The sequence below is a fragment of the Pseudoalteromonas sp. DL2-H2.2 genome, from assembly GCF_021532535.1.
In the GTDB taxonomy this organism is placed as follows: domain Bacteria; phylum Pseudomonadota; class Gammaproteobacteria; order Enterobacterales; family Alteromonadaceae; genus Pseudoalteromonas; species Pseudoalteromonas rubra_A.
On the sequence record NZ_JAKGBD010000001.1, the window covers coordinates 1 to 19811 of the forward strand.

The following is a 19811-nucleotide window of genomic DNA, read 5'->3' on the forward strand; positions in this document are numbered from 1 at the left end:
TGAGTCAGGCACAACAGGGTCAATAGCACTGTATACAACAAATTTTGATGGGCAGCGTGTTTTAGACACTGACTTGCCTAGCCCCACTTGGGTCATCCCGTGCTCGACACGGGATCTGCTCACCGGCGACACGGTGAGCAACTTGACCTCATAGTCTGAAAACCCGCTTTTTATCTGCGGTAATTAAGTTGTCTTTTGGATGCTTCCCGGCTCGGAGGCCGGGATGACAAGGGGCTCGCAGGGCGGGCGACAGTGGTTAGGAACTCGAGATGGTGCATCGAATTGAGTCAGGCACAACAGGGTCAATAGCACTGTATACAACAAATTTTGATGGGCAGCGTGTTTTAGACACTGACTTGCCTAGCCCCACTTGGGTCATCCCGTGCTCGACACGGGATCTGCTCACCGGCTGCGCGGTGAGCAACTTGATCTTATAGCCTGAACACCCGTTTTTTATCTGCGGTAATTAAGTTGTCTTTTGGATGGTTCCCGGCTCGGAGGCCGGGATGACAAGGGGCTCGGAGGCCGGGATGAAAGGGGCTCGGAGGCCGGGATGGCGTAAGACTCACCGGCTGCAAAGTGCCGTACCGGGAATATCTTCATAAAGTATAATTTCAAAAAATATATTGACCTAAAGTTATATTGAGGTTTTATCTTTGCTTTTCTTTCAGCGCAACATAGTGTTGTGACAACCACAAAGGAGAGGAATATGAACTTAAATCAGGTAACTTTGAGCGTGAATGATATGGACGAAGCGGTTGAGTTTTATCTTAAGCTGGGCTTTACGCAAATTGTGGAAACGCCCCATTATGCGCGTTTTGTGTGCCCGCATGGCGATGCAACCTTCTCGCTGTTATTGTCTGAGGACGAGCTCCTGCATAACACCACCATTTATTTTGAACATGAGGCGCTGGAGCAGTGGATTGCAATGATAGAGTCTCGTGGCATCACTTTGTTACAGGCCCCAACCGACGAGCCTTATTTGTGGCGTGAAGCCATAGTAGCCGACCCATCCGGGAATAAGATCAAGCTATACTGGGCGGGCGAAAATCGCCTTAATCCACCATGGCGAGTTGAAAAGCGCTATGCCGGTGAGTAAAACCGGCCAGCGTATGAGACTTGTATAAAAGTGAAAAATGTTTTCTACTGGCGCTTTAATTTATTGCCGTAAAAGGAAAAACAACCATGATAGATTTCAGATCCGATACCGTAACCAAACCGTGTAAACCCATGCTTCAGGCTATGGTTGAGGCAGAGGTTGGCGATGATGTCTATGGTGACGACCCTACGGTCAATCAGTTGGAACAGTTTGCGGCACAGCGCCATGGGTTTGAGGCGGCAGTGTTTGTCAGCTCAGGCACACAAGCTAACTTACTGGCAATATTGGCCCACTGTGAGCGTGGCGATGAGTACTTGTGCGGACAAAGCGCCCATAACTATCGCTATGAAGCCGGCGGTGCGGCGGTACTGGGTTCGGTTCAACCTCAGCCAGTAGAAAACGAGCCCGATGGCAGCCTGGATCTGCAAAAACTGGCAACCTATATCAAACCCGATGACTTTCACTTTGCCCGCACTAAATTGCTAAGCCTGGAAAACACCATTGGCGGCAAAGTGTTGAGTCTGGATTACCTGGCTCAGGCACGCGCGTTTTGCTGCCAACACAAGCTGCAGCTACATCTTGACGGTGCCCGGGTATATAACGCTGCAGTGGCACTGGAGGTCGACATCCGGGCCATTGCACAGCATTTCGATTCTATGACCATTTGCTTGTCTAAAGGGTTGGGGGCACCGATTGGATCTTTGTTACTGGGTAGCGAAGCGTTAATCAGCAAGGCCCGCAGATTAAGAAAAATGTTGGGGGGTGGTATGCGCCAGGCGGGCATATTGGCAGCGGCAGGCAGGTATGCGCTGGAAAATAACGTCGAACGCTTACGAGAAGATCACGATAATGCCCGTTATCTGGCCGAGCGACTGAACGAACTACCAGGGTTCGATACCTCGGCTTATCCGGTACAGACCAACCTGGTTTATGTTGATGTAGCAAATCAAGTTGATATTCATAAGGTTGCTAAAGACTTGATTGAGCAGGGGATCCAGATCACGCCGGGCTATCAGGGAATGCGTCTGGTAACGCATCTGGGCGTGAGTCGTGCAGATATCGACAGGCTGATCCAGGCGCTGAACAGCCTGTAATGACATGCCCGCTGGTAGATCAACAGTGACAGCATAAAGGTCTGAACCCAACAGTTGATTGTTGGGTTCAGTTTGTCTATCACTTGTTGAGTATTAACCCCTCAAACAAGTAAAGACGATTGCCGTCCACTTGTGTTTTTCCTGCATCCAGATATTTCTGCTCCAGTGTGCCATTGGTAGACCAGGTGGCGAAATCGTCATCGTTGAGTACGCCAAGCCTGGTGTGGTCAATCAGCCACATACCTTCGAGTTTATCATGCGGATAGCTCACTTGTTCAACCAAATCCAGCACCATTGACTTGCTTACAGGTACTATGCCTGCGGTATTTAAAGCGTCCCAGCCTTGTTCCAGTACAACTTCCTCGAGGGTCTTATCTTGGAGCAATAAACCCCGCTCTTCATCCTGTGTCAGTTGTCCTGACGAAGCGACCTCTTCCAGGTTAGTGGCGCCGCTCAGGTCGATTTTATAAATACGTTTCATGGCATCTGGTGTGGTGTTGTAAAAGGCGCCATCGCGCTCAATCACCAGAAACTCAGTCGCAGACAGGGCGACTACCCCTGAGTTAGAGTTTTGGGGTTTTTCCTGTTTATACAAATATTGCCCAACGGCTTTGGTTTCCAAGTTAATTGTTACAATACGAACTATGTCCAAATTTTTAACGGTTTTAGACGGGTTATACAAAGTAGATTGCATAACACCGACCAGGGTTTTCTCATCCGGTGTAATGGCCAGGCCTTCCATGCCGCGGTTTGCACGACGGTTGGCAAACTCAGCGGGCAGGTGTAGTTCGACCCGGTCATCTCCTGTAAATGCATTGATACGTGATAGTTCAACACCATTGGCATCATAATGAACAATATGTGGGCCATATTCATCACTGATCCAAAAAGTACCATCTTTTAAGGCAACCAGACCTTCACCGTCCAGCCCGTAGTCGTCGAGTTTGAGCGGGTTATCCTCGGGATCATAAGGTTGCGTGTTATCAACCAAAATGGGGGCGCCGTTGGCGTCGTATGGGGTTTCGCCGGTTCCTCCGAGTCCTGAGCGATTGGGTAAGCCTGTGATGGGCGTGCCGTCGGGACGTTTGAGCAGAATTTCTTTTAGTTTAACTATCTGGCCATTGTTTTGTAGTTCAAATAAGCCGATACGGGGCGTGTAGTCTGGAGTCGGAAACTTCTTTCCTTTACCGTAATCGCCTGTGTAGGTGGCATTGGGGCCACGATCGGTGAGCGCATAGAATTGCGTATTGTTGGTAGGGTGAGCAACCATGTCAGAGCCATAACCACCATTGCGTACTTCAAAGGTGCTTCCCGCAATATCCCCATTTTGCAGGTCGCTGCGCATGGCTGTATAAGGTAGCACAGCGCCCTGGCTTGTCACAGGCGAAGGCTGGCATACATAATTGGTTTGGTTGACTTCAGGTTCGTTTAGTTTGCCATCACTGTTGCTATCAATACCCGATTGCAGCGCAATGCCACCAAAATAGCAGTGCTCATTGCCCATAGGTAAGGTGAGCTGGTTTAGCAGACTAGTCAGCCCGTTGACACCGTCAGTGCCTTTGCTGCCAGTTTGCCCGGCACTACCGTGATTGCCATCTTTACCATTCGTTCCCGCTTGTCCGTCTTTCCCATTGTCGCCATCACAGGCGGTTAGGGCAAATATCACCGACAATGTCAGCAGACTCTTGGTAGCACATTTCATTGTTTTATCCTTTTAGTTAGTGTGGCCAGAGCTCCGTGGGCTCTGGCAAATTGAGTATGGAAGCAATCAAGGTCAATCTAAACGGGTACAATAACGAAATGATGACAGGGAGATACTTGCCGGCTTATCGATGGATAGACTATTTGGAGTAACAAAAAGCTGCACTTTAACCACCCGCTGTGAGAGTCTGGTGTGGTAAGCACGAATACAACAGGGGAACACAATGAAAACCATCGGATTGATAGGCGGCATGAGCTGGGAGTCAACCTTAAGCTACTACAGTTTGCTGAACGAGGGAGTAAAAGCCGCAATGGGCGGGCTGCACTCGGCAAAAATCGTATTAGTCAGTGTTGATTTTGCTGAAGTTGAAGCGCAGCAACGAGAGGGAGACTGGCAAGGGGCCGCCACACTTTTGGCGCGCGCGGCTCAGTCTGTTGAAGCGGCAGGGGCAGACTTTGTTCTGATCTGTACCAACACGATGCACAAGGTTGCAGAGCAAGTACGCCAGGCGATAGAGATCCCACTTTTGCATATTGCGGATGCAACCGGGCAGGCCCTGGTGCGAGACGGGATCAGCAAGGTGGGACTACTGGGGACACGTTTCACCATGCAAGAGGCTTTCTATCGCACTCGTCTGGCGGACCAGTTTGGCTTGGAAGTGTGTGTACCAGCGGAGTCTTGCCAGCAACGTGTGCATGATGTGATTTATCAGGAACTTTGCCTTGGAAAGGTAACTGACAGCGCGCGGCAGGATTACATACGTATCATCAAAGCGCTGCAGGAGTCGGGGGCTGAGGCGGTTATTCTGGGTTGTACTGAAATCGCCTTACTTATTGGCGACGCCGATGTTGATATTCCCCTTTATGATACCACCGCTATTCATGTACAAAGTGCACTCAATACATCGCTCGAATAGAAAAGTAAGGCTTTGGCGTAACCGCGCGTAATTGCTATTTTAGAGAGAATGAGCAAAGCTAAGTGATTGGATATATAAGGACAGAGGGTTTGGTTATGTCTACTATAGAAAAACAAAAGTTGAGCTTTTACGAGCAAAATGGTTTTGTGCGCTTTGAACAAGCGTTGTCGCAAGAATTGTTACAGCGCCTCAGAGAATTGTCGGTCAGATTAGAAGCATCGGCAAAACAAGAGCTGGCAGATGGTGCGGTGCGCAATCAGTACCACTTGTCGAATGAATCGGGAGAGCCCAGGCTGTTTCGTTACAATGACCTCTTGTTTGACGACCCTGAATTGGTGTTAGATCTGCTCGCCAGCCCCACTATGATGGCAATATGCGAAAGCATGGTGGGCCTTGGCTGTGTGCCTATGCAGCTTGATCTGGTGTACAAATATCAGCACCCTCATCCGCACATTGCCTGGCATCATGGCGCACCACACCCAAGAAACTACCCGTACCTGAATGTGGGCGTGTATCTGGATGATGCTGATCTAGATGATGGCTGTTTAAGGTATATTCCTGACTCCCAGCACAAAATTTTAGATATCTACACGCTATCCAGTGAGCATGGCTGGCAAATTCCCGGTGTTGTTCAGCAAAGCGCCAAGGCGGGCGATATTCTGGTGCAGGATATGATGATACTGCACAGCTCTGAGCCAAAAAGAAGCGAAGGCGTCAGGCGAACGATCTACATCGAATTGCGGCCAATTGAGGGGATAGCTGAAAGTGGCAAGCAAAGCGCGCAATGGGCCGAGCTCAGAAAGCAATGGATGGCGCATGTCATCAAAAGGGCTGACCCTAAAGACGTACCTGCCGATTGGCAGGCTTTTTATGGCGAACCGAAATACGAGCTGGCCACTTTGGTGAACCTGATCGAAGAAAAGTGGGAGCCACCAATCCCTGCTGTCTGGTCACACAGAGACGTTGAGCATCCGGATTACCCGACGCCTGCAGACTTACGCTGAACGGGCACTGTGTCGGTCAGGTAAATAATGTGGGTGGAAAGGGCGAACGTGACCCTTTTTACCCCAAGAAAACTGTTAACATTTCTCTTTGCGAAATTGCATTGCCTTATCGGGTCGCCAGGGCCAGAGCTTTCCTCCTCGTATATCTCAAAAACGCATTTTTAGATGGATTTATATACTCAAACGGCTTTTTTGCTCACTTAATATTCTAACCGATGTGATTTTGATGAATTTTTTATGTTTTATTAAAGATTTCATATTTCAATTGTGTGACAATGTGTGGGCAAAATTAGTTAAGGAGTAATTATGAAGTTAAAACATCTTGCTTGTATTGTTGCAGTTGCAGCAAGTGCTCAAGTCGGCGCATTTACCCAGCTCGGTGGCGGCGGCGTGATGCCCATAGGCCACGAATGGCTCACCAGAACCTCAGCGCTTGAGTTGCTGGCTCAAGACACTAAAGTGGAAGATGTGAACGATCCGCGTCTGAGCTGGGAGCAGGGCCTGGCGAAATCAACAGAGCTGAACATCGCACAAACGGAAGTCGCAAAAATTCTTGCCAATCGTCGCAACGACAACACTTACTACTCAGAATACGATGCGATTTTTGCCGCCATTGTCGGTGAGCGTTGGGTCGATATTGCCGGGTTTAACGTTACCAATGCCAGTATTGACCCGACCGGTCCGAATTGTTTTAACGCAGTGGCTCAGGAGCCAGCCGATCTGCAACAAGATCATTTTATGCGCCGTTATGACGACGTGGGCGGCGCTGGTGGCGTCGATGCGGCTAAGCGCGGACAGGCGCGTTTTATTGATCACTTTGTGAATGCCGCTATGGCAAAAAACAAGCAGATCAAGGTCTGGGATGGCGGTGGTTATGCCAGTGCGGTAGAGGTTGACCATAACTACTTCCTGTTTGGTCGTGCTGTACATTTATTCCAGGATTCATTCAGCCCGGAGCATACCGTGCGCCTGCCCGAAGACAACTACGAAAAAGTGTGGCAGGTAAAAGCCTATCTATGCTCTGAAGGCGCAGAGCAGCACACGCATGCAACCGGCGATGCCATCAGTTATGAAAGTGGCGATGTGATCTGGCACCCAGGTACACGTCGTGACGCCGGTTTGGATGGCTATCGCCCTAGCAATATGAAACCCGTGGCACTGGTGGCGCTGGAAGCCAGTAAAGATCTTTGGGCGGCGTTTATCCGCACTATGGCAATGCCGGTTGAGCAGCGAGAAAGCTATGCACGTACGCAAGCTCAGATGCTGGTCGATGCCTGGTTATCATTTGACGAAACGGCGATGCGTCAGTGGTATGACGATGAAAGTCGTCGTGACCACACCTATGTGCTTGCACCGGGTGAATCAGGCAAAGGTAAACCCCTTGAACAATGTATGGCTGAGCTGAATGTGGGCACAGTGAGTCAACTTGAGCGCGTTGCGCAGTTAGATGAAGAACGTCGTCAGTGTCTTTATAATGTAGAGGCCGTAGAGGGCTATGAAGACGTCAACGATCCGCTGATGGACATGCCATACAATTGGAAATGGAAATCGCCACTTTGGAAAACTGCGCCTGACGGCTGGACGGCTCCCGAGTTACCTGCCGATTCGTCTCAGGCCATGATCCTGAAAAGTGCCGAGACTGGGCTTACAGTGTCGAGCGAGTCCGGGCTTGAAAACAACGCAAAGCTAAAAGCCAGTGACGGACAGCCGGTGGAGTTTTTGAGTGTAACGGGCAAAGATCAGCAAGTGTATTTTCGCAGCCGTCACAACGCAGAGCTATTTCTTGATTACAGCAACTCTTTTAGTGGTGACGTGAAATTAAGTAATTCAGCGAAGGATGCAGGATTTGAGTTAGTCGATCAGGGTGGCGTCTGGAATATCAAAAGCATTCGTTGGGGGCAATACGTCTGGCTGGAAACCAGCACACAGCAGCTACATCTCAACCGCCATGGTGAGGCAAGTAACGACAACGCAAAATGGATGATTGAATATCGTTAGGTTGCCTTAGCCTTAATAGAAATCTTGGACCTTATTCAACAAAACAAAAGGCCTGCTCTTTGGTGGGCCTTTTTTCTCAGGACCTTATCGCCAGGTTATAAGGGTCGTCTTAATTAGTGCTACTGATCCCTGGCCGTGACCATCGTCTCTATTATTGACATTGTTAAAATCACCTTTCCATCATAGTTAATCCAGCGTCATTTGGATGTTTCTTTACACAATCATGTCAGTCTGATTACCAAAAAGCCTAGGTTAAGCTTTTTGACAGTGCGCCAGGTACGGATTGTCGTAGTAATTTATTGATTTTTACTCAATATCTTAATTTGTATTGAGTTTGATGTGCTTTTTTCATCATTATTACCGGCTTGTTTTTTAAGTGTTTTTCCAAATTTTTATTGCTTTTTAATCAAGTGTTTTATGGGTTTTTATTGTTTTATATTTTCGTTATTTTGTTTTTCAGGATTGGTTTTCTATGTTCTTTTAATTTAACTTGAAAGTATAGTTTTGATCGTGTTTAATCTGCTTGTACCTAAAGCAAGGAGTGATTATGACTGGTATAAAATTTATAGATCTTGGTGAGCAAAGAAAAGCTATTTCTGAAGCTGTTACACGTAATGTACTAAATACTATAGAACGTTTAGATTTTATTGGTGGTGAATATGTAAAAGAGCTTGAAAGGTCTCTTTGTGAATTTTCTGGCTCTCAGTTCTCAGCATCATGTGGAAGTGGCACAGATGCTCTGGTAATTTCTTTGATGGCACTAGACCTAAATAAAGGTGATAAAGTTATATGTCCATCTTATACTTTTACAGCAACAGCCGAAGCAATTGTTCTCGCTGGTGGCGTTCCGGTATTTATTGATGTAGATAAAAATGGGTTTAATCTGTGTCCAAGTGCTCTAGAGTCATATTTAAAATTGCATAAAGACGTGAGAGGAGTCATTTCTGTCGATATTTTTGGCAACCCATGTGATTACGATGAGATCAGAAGAATATGCGACGAGTGTGGCATTTTTTATATCTCAGATGCGGCGCAGAGCTTTGGTTCCACATATAAGGACCGATCTTCTGTCACTATCGCTGATGTGTCCACGACGTCTTTTTATCCCGCCAAACCATTAGGCTGCTATGGTGATGGCGGTGCGCTTTTAACAAATGATGAAGTGCTATTGAACAGGATAGTTTCACTTCGTAACCATGGTCAGGGTGAGAGTCGGTATATCTATAACGAAATAGGTGTGTGCTCGAGACTAGACACAATCCAGGCGGGGGTTTTGCTCGCTAAATTATCAATTTTTGCGCAAGAGCTGACTAGAAGAGAGCAGGTTGCCAGGCTTTATCACTCGATGCTGTCTGATAAATTGGTATGTCAGAATATTGCAAATTGGTCACAATCCAGTTGGGCTCAGTTTACAGTACGGCTTAATACCGGGATTAACGATACTGCAAAATTAGTGGCTTGTCGTGATGATATTGTTAGCCGTATTTCTCAAACTGGTATACCAGTTCAAGTGTATTATGGACTAGCTCTACACCTTCAGCCACCGTATATAGATTTCGAAAAAGGTGACTTGAGTAATACCGAGTTTCTATCATCTTCAACATTCAGCCTACCAATGCACCCATATTTAACTGATGAGCAGGTTCGCTATATATGCGAACAAGTAAATGGAGTTTTAAATGATTACTCAATTTGAAGAGAGATATATTAATAACCGACTCAATGTTATTATAATTGGTGTTGGTAATATGGGAGCCAAACACCTAAGCACTGTTGTCAAAGAGTCAGGTTGTAATTTAATTGCAATATATGATGTTGTTGACTTTGATGACCTAAATATTGAGGAAGAATTTCGCAAAATCTATATCAGAGACTTTGACGTTGTCATGGATTACTCTTCAAAAGGGGTTTTTGACTCAGCTATTATTTCCTGCCCTACAAGTTTGCACTATAAATATGCAAAATCGATGCTGGAAAAAAACGTTCATTGCTTGATTGAAAAGCCTGCATGTACAAAGCTTGAAGAAGCAGAGCAACTCATAGAGCTCTCTGTGAAACATCGTTGTAAAATCGCCGTCAGTCATCCAGAGCGATTCAACACCGCATTTATTTCAATATTAAATACGCTCAAGGCACATTCTTGGGATAGTGTCAGAGTGAGCCGTTTAAATCCTTCAAGCATGCGTTTACGTGATAACTCGGTGGTATTTGATTTGATGATACATGACATTGATCTAATAGCAAATCAGCTGGAAATGATGCCAAAAAACGAGTTACAGATCAGTGCAACATCCATTGATGGTACCAGGCCTGACTTTGTTTCTGCGACCTATCAAAGCTTGCAAGGTAGTGAAGTAGAAATCTGCTGTGGCCGCTTGCCTGGTCCACAGGTGCGGCAAATCGAAGCTGAAGGAAAAGATGGTTTCTTACACATTGACTTGTTGCGTCGCAGCTTCGTATTTAAACCAAAGCGCAGTGGCATTGATAATGTAACGGGTGTCAGTGCCAACAATTCATACTCCGATTCTTTGACTCAGCAGTTGAAAGAATTTATCCACTTAATCAATGGCGAAAGCGCCGAGTCTATCACCAGTATTTACGAAGCCAGAAATTCGCTGGCTTTGTGCGATGCAATTGAAAGAAAAGCTTGGTCATCTCTCGCTCCTTCAAACAAGGAGTTTGCATAACATGAAGATTCTTAAATTATCAGAGCATGTATACACAGCCAGTTTTTCTGTATTGCATCCCAGTTACCTTGAAGGGTTCCCGCAACGAGAAAAGTTTTTCTTCGCTGATATCGAGGATCTTGAGATAGGTTGGTTTAAGCACAGCCAGCTCACCGATTTGGCAAGCATTGAGGAAGCAAAGGCTGAACTCAACAGACTGGTCAAGGAAACACAACCGGATTTTATTTTCTTCGACAATCCGATATCGGCATTAATCGTCTCCGATGAGCATTTTGCTAAGTGTATTTTCGACTGTTGTGATTGGTATCTGGAATATTATGAGTGTGAGTTTGGTAAAGACCTAGGCTATGAGCTGATGAAAGAAGCATTACAGCGTGCTATTGGCCATACGCCTTATTGCATCTTTCAAAGCGACACGATAAAAGATTGGTATCTACAACAGGATCATAATGTTAAATCGAGTATCGTATTACCAAATGGCTATGATGATAAGGTGTTTTATCCAGGTGGCTCGTCTATTCAATTTAGCCAGCCTACGGTACTTTTTGCGGGCAAACTAGGAAAGTGGTATCGAGGACTCAATATTGTGGCACAGGCACTGCCTGCCGGCTGGAAGTTACTATTGGTTGGCGACGGCCCTTGCCGGGAGGAGTTTGAGAAGCATTCAAATGTTGAGTGTATTGGCCGGCAAGACCTTGAAATGGTCGGCGAGTATGTTCGGGCCGCTGATGTTTGTGTTATGCCGGTAAATGATTGCTCTCCAATTGCGACCAGTGAATACTTGTCCTGCGGTAAGCCTGTTGTACATATGGGTGATCATATATGCTGGATGATTAAAGATGGAGAAAATGGTTTTGTAGCGCAAAACTCGGTTGAAAGTTGGCATGCAAAATTGCAAGAAGCTATCCAAGCGTCGCCCGAAGTGCGTGAACGCGCTGTGCAATCAGCTAGTTCTTGGCATGAACTGCAAGGAAAAATGAAAACCTGGTTAGGGGGATTGGCATGAACTTAACCAAACAGTTTGCTGATTTGCAGGAAATGTGTTCAGCCAGTGGAAACGCCACAGGGATTGAAGCCTTGGTTATTGGCGGCGGCACATCTGGTATAGCCACGGCCATTAGTCTATTGAAAGCAGGGATCCGTCCTGTAATTATTGAGCAGGCTGGTAGCTTCGGTGGCATCTGGTCGCTGGACAGGCACATGGCTTGTTATAAAGGACTGATACAGAACACGGCACCGAATCTCACGTTATTGGATGCGAGCACCACAGATCGCAAAAACCACTATACCTATCATGAGTATGCGAGTCTTATTGAAGACTTATATAATAAGTACCAATTAGATTCATTGACATTTTTCAATACAAGAGTCAGTCAGTGTAAGCGTTGTGATGATGGCTTTTCGGTTGAAGTTGTAAAAACCGGAAGTGATAAAGGAGAGACCGGTACTGACTCTTTGTCTCTTGATGTCGAGCATGTTATCTATGCCGGAGGCTTGTACCACAAACCTTATGTGCCCGAGTTACCTGGTTTAGACTCATATCGGGGAGAAGTTTACCATTCAAGTGACATTGATGACTTTGAACGATTCTCTGATAAGCATGTGCTGATCGTTGGGTTGGGTAATACAGGCGGTGATTACGCAAATATGGTGTCAGAAGTTGCGGCTTCAACGACTGTCAGTGTCAGAGGAGATACTTGGGTTGTGCCAAAGTCGTTCCAGGGCTTGCCGATCGATGAATATATTCAGACTGTCCGTGCTAAGCACGAAGACTATGCGTCTCAGTTAGTAGATAACTTGTATGGTGAGGCAGTGATCAAAATTGGTGCGCCGCAAACACTAGACTTTACCAAGGCTAGGATTACCGTTAACTCTGACATTATTGGCAAATACCATCGTGGTTTGATCCACATTGTAGATGAAATCATTGATGTGCAAGAAAGCACATTGTGCTTTTCGAATGGTGATAGCCAGTCGTTCGATGCAATTATTTTTTGTACGGGCTATGAGATGTCACTGCCTGTGATCGACGACGTGTCGTTCGATGAGGGGCTGGTTGCCAATATTGCCAGTAAGCAAGTGCGTAACCTTTGGTTCATTGGTTGTCCGGCAGTTTGGGGCGGGTCTCCACCGGTTGCTGAAGCCCAGGGTAGGCTGGTCGCTCATGCAATTGCAAACGAGATAGATATTGAGCAGTTAGAGTCGTTGGTGAGTACCGCACCACACTATGAGCAGGGCGAGCAACTGACCAGCTTGGGCTTTCAAGTGGTAGAGTTTACGGGGTACATAAATTTCGTCGACTATATCTGCAGTGTTGGGGTTTTTAAAGAGCGAGTTTATGGATAGAAATCAAAAGTCGGCAGTATGTTGGATTTTATCTGACTCATTTATTCTTAGCCTTATGTTGCTACTGGGTGGGATCCTGGGCAAGTCAGTGAGTCCATTTCAGGTCGTTTTTTTGGTTAATGCAATGGCGGCGATTGCCGCTATTGCATTGTTTTCAAAAGGGCAATGGGAAAATATCCGGCCAACCAATATGTCTTTGCATGTGTTTCGGGGCGCGCTTGGCGTTAGCTCAACCGTGTGCCTTTTTTATGCTTTGCAGTATCTGAGCCTGGCTGAAGTAACCGCAATCAACTTTTTTGTTCCTCTGATCACATCGGTGTTATCTGTCTATATCTTCAAAGAAAAACCTAAGCACTATGTTTATGGGGCAATTGTTTTAAATCTAGCTGGGGTACTGTTGATGCTTTCACCTAAGTTGCTCAATGAGGTTGGCAATAGTGAAAGCCCCTTAACAGGGTTGGCGTTCTCTTTATGTGCTGTTACAGCCTTAGTGATTTACAACGTGAACCTGAAACGCATTGGCAATGCGGAAAAAGTGATACCTCAAATGGTATTTGGGCCCTTGTACTCAGCATTGCTTTTGCTGCCGGTCATGTATTTTGTCTGGACTCCGCTAGATACGGGGAGCTGGTTATTGATTATGGTTTATGGCGCGCTGCTGATCACCAAACTGGCAGCCAGGTTTTTTGCGTTTAACAAAAGCGACTTATCAAAGTTGATGCCGCTGGAATACGCACAGATCCTGTTTTCAAGTATTTTAGGGTACTTCTTTCTTAATCAAACTCAGTCTGTTTTAGGGCTTGTTGGTATCGCTCTGATTGTACTGTCGAGTGTATCGCACTTGCTGTTTATGCATTTTGAGAATAAACAAATCAATGATTCTTCACTGGGAGGAAGCCAATGATAAAAGTTGTACTGTGGGACTTAGATGGTACTTTGATTGACAGTGAGTCGATGCACTATCAGGCTATTTTAGCGGCGAATGAACGAATTGGGCTTAAACTGGATGACGGCTTTGAGCTGGCTCCCGGTCTGGAAGGGGTGTCAGTATTTTCCGCTTTGTGTGAACAAGCGGGGTTTACCCGGACAGAGCGCTACTCTGAGTGGTATCAATATACCATTGACTATGCATTGCAAAACTTATCTGATTCACCGCATCTCGACCTCAATATTGAGTGGGTCGAGGCGCTTTCAAAGCGAGGTATTCGGCAATGTGTTGTATCAAACTCAGATGCTCAAATTGTCAGTCAGGCTATTCAAGAGTTAAAGATTGATGCGCATATTGAGCAGTTTTTTTCAAGGGATATGGTTCAGCATGGCAAACCGAACCCTGCAATATATCTGCATGCGCTCGACGTGTTAGGAATTTCGCCGGATCAAGCCGTGGCCATAGAGGATAGCTTTTCAGGTGTGACAGCGGCAAAGGCAGCCGGTCTGTTTACCCTGGCTTATAACAATGACGTAGCCAGTGCAGACCTTTATCTTAATGATGCTCAAGTTCAGCGTCAGCAGGTATTTGAAAGCATTTTAAGTTAAAAAACCACGCTCACAAGATCCAGTAAAAGGCGGCTGTCAGACGGCCTTTTACTGGATGCGCTTTAACAACACTCGACCAAATACCTCAAAAATACAAATATGAGTCGCAGTGACACTGAGGGTCATCTTTCAGCTCGTCAATGTGCACATCTACCTTACTTTGCGAACGCGCATCGTAAATTGTCACCATGTTGTGCTGTTTATCTATGCTAAGCACCTCGACAGGATGTTTATGATATTCAACCCATTCGCCGTGTCGGACGTCTTCAATATTCATGATATTTCCCCCATTTGTCAGTAAAACAGTGCAAAGAGTCATCATATTATTGTATCAATGAGTTTAGTGATAAAAACGAAAAAGCCCAAGCATAGTGCCTGGGCTGTATAGTTTTTAAACGAGAAGTTTAAAAACTGTAGCTTACGCTGAGCTTAACACTGCGCGGCATAATGTAACGGCCATTTGGTGCGTCGGCATTACGTGGGTCGCCCTCAGTGATACCCTGCTCATCGGTCAGGTTATCTACCGATACCATGAGTTTTACCTGCTCCGTTGGTTCCAGCGTAAAGCCCAGATCGAACTTCTCGTAGCCATCCAGTACCACAGTGTTTTCGTTGTTACCAAAGCGGTCGTCCACAGCTGAGATAGTTCCGTAAACAGTGGCAAACATATCACCCAGCTCAAATTCGTAGCTTGGCGTTACGCGCAGCTGCCAGCCAGGCTGACGCTGGGCTTCGTTGCCAACATTGTTCGGACTTTCAGTGATTTCGGTTTTCTGCCAGGTGGCATTCATGTTGACACTAAAACCAGAGCTGTGGTTGAAGTTATAATCGACTTCAATACCCATGGCTTCGTTGGTCAGGATCTCAGCGGGATCACCTGGTTTGCGCACAAACGTGTCGCCTTGTACTTCATTGGCGAATAAGGTCGCGAATACATCGCTGCTTTCGCCCATATATTTATAGCCAATCTCGGCTTGAGTGACTTCTTTGATCAGACGCTCGCCACCCTGATAGGCACCGTAGTTGTCGCGAAAATCGTCGAAGTAAGGCATTTTGTAGCCTTTGTTCATACGCGCGAACACACCGCTTTGGTCATCCAGTTTGAAGTCACCGCCCAGGGTCCAGGAGGTTTTACGCTCATCATAAGTAACAAACTTATCTATGGTGCCGTCCAGCCCTTCATCAACCGAGTAGTCTACTTCGTGCTTTTCGCTGCGCAGGCCTAAGTCCAGCGTGAGCGCGTCGGTAGCCTGATAGCTATGGGTGGTGTAAAACGCCACTGTGGTTGCGTCACCCGTGCTGTTAATGTCGTAATTAAAACCACAACCGTCTGCGCTGCTGTTACATTCAATGCCAGTGAGTGCTTCGCCGCCTGCGGTAAGTACGTGATAAGCAGAGTTGCCCAGGCTCCACCAGTCTTTTGCTGAAGTGGTTGCCGTGTAAATACCAAAGGCGCTGTTCACTGATGAGAACGCTTTGCTGATGGCTAAATCATTAGTGAATGCCTCAATGTCTTTAAGTACAACCCAGCGGCCATAGTTTTGTACCCAGGTATCGCCGTCGTACACAGTGCCAGTCACAGCACCTGTTGCGCTGCTACCGTCATCGGCCACGCTGGCGAGCTTTGTTGCTGCACCGTCAGGCACCAGGCCGTAGGTGTTTGCGTCGCCGTTTGTCAGGCTAAAGCGGTCAATCAGTTGCCAGCCATTGGCCAGCTCAAGTTTCAGACTACCACCCGAAACATGGCCCTTCCAGCCGCGACCTTCACCCAGGTCAATCTCCATGTCCTGACCGGCAACATGAATGACGGCCTGGCGGTTCAGAGTGCCCAGCTGGGTAAAGCCGGCATCTACGCCCTCAACATTGAGCGGAGTTGGCAAGTACCAGGCGCCGGTGTCGTCGGTTTGACGGGTGTAGACATTGAACTCGCCATTGTCGAATTCTTTAGTCAGGTTAATGGTGAACTGATGGCCTTTTTCTGAGGTAAAACCCGCATCACGGATCCCCGAAGAGCGTTTTGCATAGCCACCAATCATGTAGTAGAGATCATCGCTGAGTTCACCACTGAGTACGCCGTCAATACGCTGTAAGCCGTAGTCAGAGGTGGTGTATTTTACTGTGCCTTCGGTATCTTCTGAGCCACGCTTGAGGTGGAAGTTGGTTGTCAGGCCAGGCTGGCCGTTTGAAACAACCGGGTTTGGTCCGCCACGCAGGCCTTCCATGCGCGCTATGGTTTCATCAAGTCGGAAAATAGACGAGTTTTCCAGGAAGGACAAAGTCGGGGCCGGGTAGATAGGTGAACCTTGCAGGCTGACGGTCAAAAATGGGGCATCACCACCGCCGGGAAAGCCGCGTACAAATACATTAGCGCCAGACTCACCGCCTGAGCTCTCAACCCAGATCCCAGGGACTGATTTAAGCAGATCCGCCGTGCTTTTTGGCGCCAGGCGCTCAATTTGTACGGCATCGACGTTCGTGACTGCAAAACTGGCGTCCAGCTTACGAATACCGGCACCACCGGGAGTACCAGATACAATGATGGTTTCGACTTTTTTGTCTTGCTTTGTGGCTTGTTGCTGCGCCTGTGCAGCGCCCGATACGGTTATGGCTGTTGCCACCGCGGATGCGATTAAAGAGTATTTGTTGCCTAGGTTCACAGGAACTGCCCCCTTGGTTGTCATATGTGTTGTCAGTGTCTGCACAGCTTTGGCTGTGCTCATTGCTATTGTTATGCGCCGCCGGTTTAGGCTCAGTTGGGCGTGTTAAAACACAAAAGAGCAAAGGTTGCACGCGGCGTCATTTTAAAATAGAACTTTATGCAAACGTTTGCAATAGGGTGTTTGCAACTTTTTTGACATGCTTTGGCAAACTAGACACTGGACCGATGAGTGCTTAAATGCGTTCAGAAAAGGTAAGACAGGTGAGTAAACGCTGCGCTATAATGCTGTGTACAGGCATTAATACTGTCTTTAAAATTAATATATTCAATTTGTTACAATAGTTCTTTGGTGGTGCGGTAAAGATGCAGTCAAAAAAAATGAAACTCGCGGACTTGGCAAAATTGGCAGGCGTGTCGACGTCTACCGCATCAAGGGCATTGAATAACAATCCGCTGATCAAAGAAGAAACCCGCAATAAGTTGCAGGCACTGGCGAAAAAGCACAACTTTAGCCTTAATGCTGCGGCCAGCCGTCTCAGGTTACAAAAAACCAATGTTATTGCGGTGCTGATCAACTTCGACGCCGAGACGGAGCAATCAATTGATGACCCGTTCTTACTTAAAGTGGTGAGTGACATTAACCTGGCGGTGAACCGACAGGGCTATGAGCTGCTGCTGTCCAATTCTTATATGGCTGGTGATGACTGGCACGGATACTTTATTGATGGCCGCCGTGCTGATGGGGTAATTGTGGTCGGTCAGGGTAAACAGCAGGCTCGTATTGAGCGTTCGGCCAGTGCTGGTACGCCTTTGGTGGTATGGGGCGACCCTAAAACCGAAGGGGATTATCCCATTGTTGGTAGCGATAACTACCAGGCTGGTTGTATGGCCACTCAGCATTTGCTGGACCAGGGCGCACGTCGACTGTTGTTTATGGGCGACCCGGCGCACGCCGAGCTGGCTGAGCGTTATCGTGGTTTTTGCGATCAGGTAGATAAAACGCCTGATGCAACGGCCTCGCTACTGAAAATCGACATAACCAGCCAGGCCGCATACGAGGTTATTAACCAGACGCTGCTGAGTGAGGGCCTGAGCTTTGATGGCATTTTTGCCTGCAGTGATATGGTTGCCCTGGGCGCGATGAAAGCACTCAAAGAGCGTTACGTCAGCATTCCCAATGATGTGCGCATTGTTGGTTTTGATGATATTGCAATGGCGGATATCAGTTCGCCGTCGCTGACTACTATCAAACAAAATACCCGCCTGGCCGGGCAAGTACTGGTCGACAAGTTACTGGCGCAGTTACAGGGCGATAAGCCACAGCCTACACAGCTGGATGTGGAACTGATCAAGCGCCAGTCGAGCTAAGCTGCACAGAGTGATCAACACCACAAAGACAATATGTGCCTTCTTCTTGTTGCATCTGAGTCTGTAAACAATTCGTGCAAATTTTCAATTTTAGAATTGCAAACGATTGCAAAAGTAAATTGTCGCGGCTAGACTGACTGTTATTGAATGGTTACAGAGTACCCTTATGAAGCACACCAGAGTCGTGCTGGCCATGGCGGCCTGCTACTTTTTGTTTGCGATTTTGCTCAACAGTGTCGGCACTGTGATATTGCAGGCGATCAACACCTTTGACGTGTCAAAAGCTCAGGCTGCCAGCCTGGAAGGCTTTAAAGACATACCGATTGCCATTGTGTCTTTCCTTGTTGCCTCGTTTATTCCGCGTATCGGTTATCGGTTAGCGCTGCTTGGCGCGCTATTTTTGGTCGCCTTCATGTGTTTGCTCACACCTGTGCTGGGCGCTTTCTGGGCATTAAAAGCCTTGTTTGCCAGTGTTGGCTGTGCCTTTGCCATCGTCAAGGTGACAGTGTACGCGCTGATAGGGCAAGTCACAGAAGATGCAAAGGGACATTCGAGCTTGCTCAACACCATTGAAGGCTTGTTTATGGTTGGGGTGCTCAGCGGCTACTGGATCTTTGCGGCGTTTATCGGTGAGCAGGCCGACTCTTTGTCCTGGCTGAATGTTTACTACCTGCTTGGGGCGCTGACGCTGGTTACTGCCTTATTGGTGATCAGTGCTCCTATGAAAAAGCCGCAACACAGTAAAGAGCTGCCGCTGAAAGACGAGTTTGTTGGCATGCTGAAGCTGGCCTATCAACCTCTGGTGCTGGTGTTTATCTTATCGGCCTTTTTATACGTGCTGATTGAGCAGGGGGTCGGGACCTGGCTGCCGACATTCAACAACCAGGTTTTGAATTTGCCGGTGGATATTGCAGTTCAGCTAACCAGTATTTTTGCTGCCAGTCTGGCGGTGGGTCGCCTGCTGGCAGGCCAGTTACTCAAGCGTGTTCACTGGTATAGCCTACTGAATGTATGTCTGGTTGGTATGGCGGCCCTGGTACTGCTGACCTTACCCATGACAGAAAACCTTGAACCACGTGCGGTGAATAGCCTGTTTGACGCGCCGCTTGCTGCCTACCTGATGCCTTTGGTTGGCCTGCTGATGGCGCCCATTTACCCGGTGATTAACTCAGTGATGCTCAGCAGCCTGGCCGAGCGCCTGCATGCCCCAATGACTGGCCTGATTGTGGTTTTCTCAGCCCTGGGCGGCACCACAGGTTCGCTGATCACCGGGTTTGTATTCGAATACATTGGCGGCCAGCAGGCGTTTTATCTGTCTCTGATCCCCATGTTCGGCATTGCCATTACGTTATTTTTGTTTAAGCGACGCGCTCAGGCACAGGCCAGCGCTTGCGCACTCTAG

At 47.4% G+C, this 19811-nt stretch carries 16 protein-coding genes; 13 read left to right on the plus strand and 3 right to left on the minus strand.

Going from position 1 to position 19811, the window contains the following annotated elements:
• Positions 1 to 709 precede the first annotated feature (709 nt).
• A complete protein-coding gene (locus tag L1285_RS00005) occupies positions 710 to 1099 on the plus strand; it encodes a VOC family protein (protein ID WP_235410447.1) in 390 nt (129 codons plus the stop codon).
• A gap of 86 nt (positions 1100 to 1185) precedes the next feature.
• A complete protein-coding gene (gene ltaE, locus L1285_RS00010) occupies positions 1186 to 2193 on the plus strand; it encodes a low-specificity L-threonine aldolase (protein WP_235410448.1) in 1008 nt (335 codons plus the stop codon).
• Positions 2194 to 2272: 79 nt separating this feature from the next.
• Here the strand turns inward: ltaE and L1285_RS00015 are convergent, their stop codons facing one another.
• Entirely contained in the window at positions 2273 to 3895 is a 1623-nt protein-coding gene (locus L1285_RS00015) for an esterase-like activity of phytase family protein (protein WP_235410449.1), read from the minus strand.
• A 223-nt stretch (positions 3896 to 4118) separates the two neighbouring features.
• On the opposite strand from L1285_RS00015, the gene L1285_RS00020 reads away from it, so the two are divergent.
• The 9 genes from L1285_RS00020 to L1285_RS00060 all read left to right on the plus strand — a co-directional run bounded on the left by L1285_RS00020 (position 4119) and on the right by L1285_RS00060 (position 14382).
• Positions 4119 to 4811, plus strand: coding sequence for an aspartate/glutamate racemase family protein (locus L1285_RS00020; RefSeq protein ID WP_235410450.1), 693 nt, complete (start codon positions 4119 to 4121; stop codon positions 4809 to 4811).
• 95 nt (positions 4812 to 4906) lie between these two features.
• Positions 4907 to 5815: a phytanoyl-CoA dioxygenase family protein gene (locus tag L1285_RS00025; RefSeq protein WP_235410451.1), complete on the plus strand. Its 909-nt coding sequence runs from the start codon at positions 4907 to 4909 to the stop codon at positions 5813 to 5815.
• Between the two features lie 306 nt (positions 5816 to 6121).
• Positions 6122 to 7813 (plus strand): hemolysin D, encoded by a 1692-nt coding sequence (locus tag L1285_RS00030; RefSeq protein WP_235410452.1) that lies wholly within the window; start codon positions 6122 to 6124, stop codon positions 7811 to 7813.
• 547 nt (positions 7814 to 8360) lie between these two features.
• On the plus strand, positions 8361 to 9509 hold the full coding sequence (locus tag L1285_RS00035; RefSeq protein ID WP_235410453.1) for a DegT/DnrJ/EryC1/StrS family aminotransferase: 1149 nt from the start codon (positions 8361 to 8363) through the stop codon (positions 9507 to 9509).
• Positions 9493 to 10500 carry a Gfo/Idh/MocA family protein gene (locus L1285_RS00040; protein ID WP_235410454.1) on the plus strand — a complete coding sequence of 336 codons (1008 nt, stop codon included), beginning with the start codon at positions 9493 to 9495 and terminating at the stop codon, positions 10498 to 10500. Before L1285_RS00035 ends, L1285_RS00040 begins: the two co-directional genes overlap by 17 nt.
• Before the next feature lies 1 nt (position 10501).
• Complete coding sequence (locus L1285_RS00045) at positions 10502 to 11506, plus strand: glycosyltransferase family 4 protein (RefSeq protein WP_235410455.1); 1005 nt, start codon at positions 10502 to 10504, stop codon at positions 11504 to 11506.
• Positions 11503 to 12846, plus strand: a complete 1344-nt coding sequence (locus tag L1285_RS00050) for a flavin-containing monooxygenase (RefSeq protein ID WP_235410456.1) — start codon at positions 11503 to 11505, stop codon at positions 12844 to 12846. Before L1285_RS00045 ends, L1285_RS00050 begins: the two co-directional genes overlap by 4 nt.
• A complete protein-coding gene (locus tag L1285_RS00055) occupies positions 12839 to 13750 on the plus strand; it encodes a DMT family transporter (RefSeq protein WP_235410457.1) in 912 nt (303 codons plus the stop codon). Before L1285_RS00050 ends, L1285_RS00055 begins: the two co-directional genes overlap by 8 nt.
• Positions 13747 to 14382 (plus strand): HAD family hydrolase, encoded by a 636-nt coding sequence (locus L1285_RS00060; RefSeq protein WP_235410458.1) that lies wholly within the window; start codon positions 13747 to 13749, stop codon positions 14380 to 14382. Before L1285_RS00055 ends, L1285_RS00060 begins: the two co-directional genes overlap by 4 nt.
• An 85-nt stretch (positions 14383 to 14467) precedes the next feature.
• Here the strand turns inward: L1285_RS00060 and L1285_RS00065 are convergent, their stop codons facing one another.
• Complete coding sequence (locus tag L1285_RS00065; RefSeq protein WP_046003398.1) at positions 14468 to 14659, minus strand: hypothetical protein; 192 nt, start codon at positions 14657 to 14659, stop codon at positions 14468 to 14470.
• Positions 14660 to 14786: 127 nt separating this feature from the next.
• Positions 14787 to 17063, minus strand: coding sequence for a TonB-dependent receptor (locus L1285_RS00070; RefSeq protein WP_235410878.1), 2277 nt, complete (start codon positions 17061 to 17063; stop codon positions 14787 to 14789).
• Positions 17064 to 17404: 341 nt separating this feature from the next.
• On the opposite strand from L1285_RS00070, the gene L1285_RS00075 reads away from it, so the two are divergent.
• Both L1285_RS00075 and L1285_RS00080 read left to right on the plus strand, forming a co-directional pair.
• Positions 17405 to 18409, plus strand: coding sequence for a LacI family DNA-binding transcriptional regulator (locus L1285_RS00075; RefSeq protein WP_235410459.1), 1005 nt, complete (start codon positions 17405 to 17407; stop codon positions 18407 to 18409).
• Between the two features lie 166 nt (positions 18410 to 18575).
• Positions 18576 to 19811 (plus strand): MFS transporter, encoded by a 1236-nt coding sequence (locus L1285_RS00080; RefSeq protein WP_235410460.1) that lies wholly within the window; start codon positions 18576 to 18578, stop codon positions 19809 to 19811.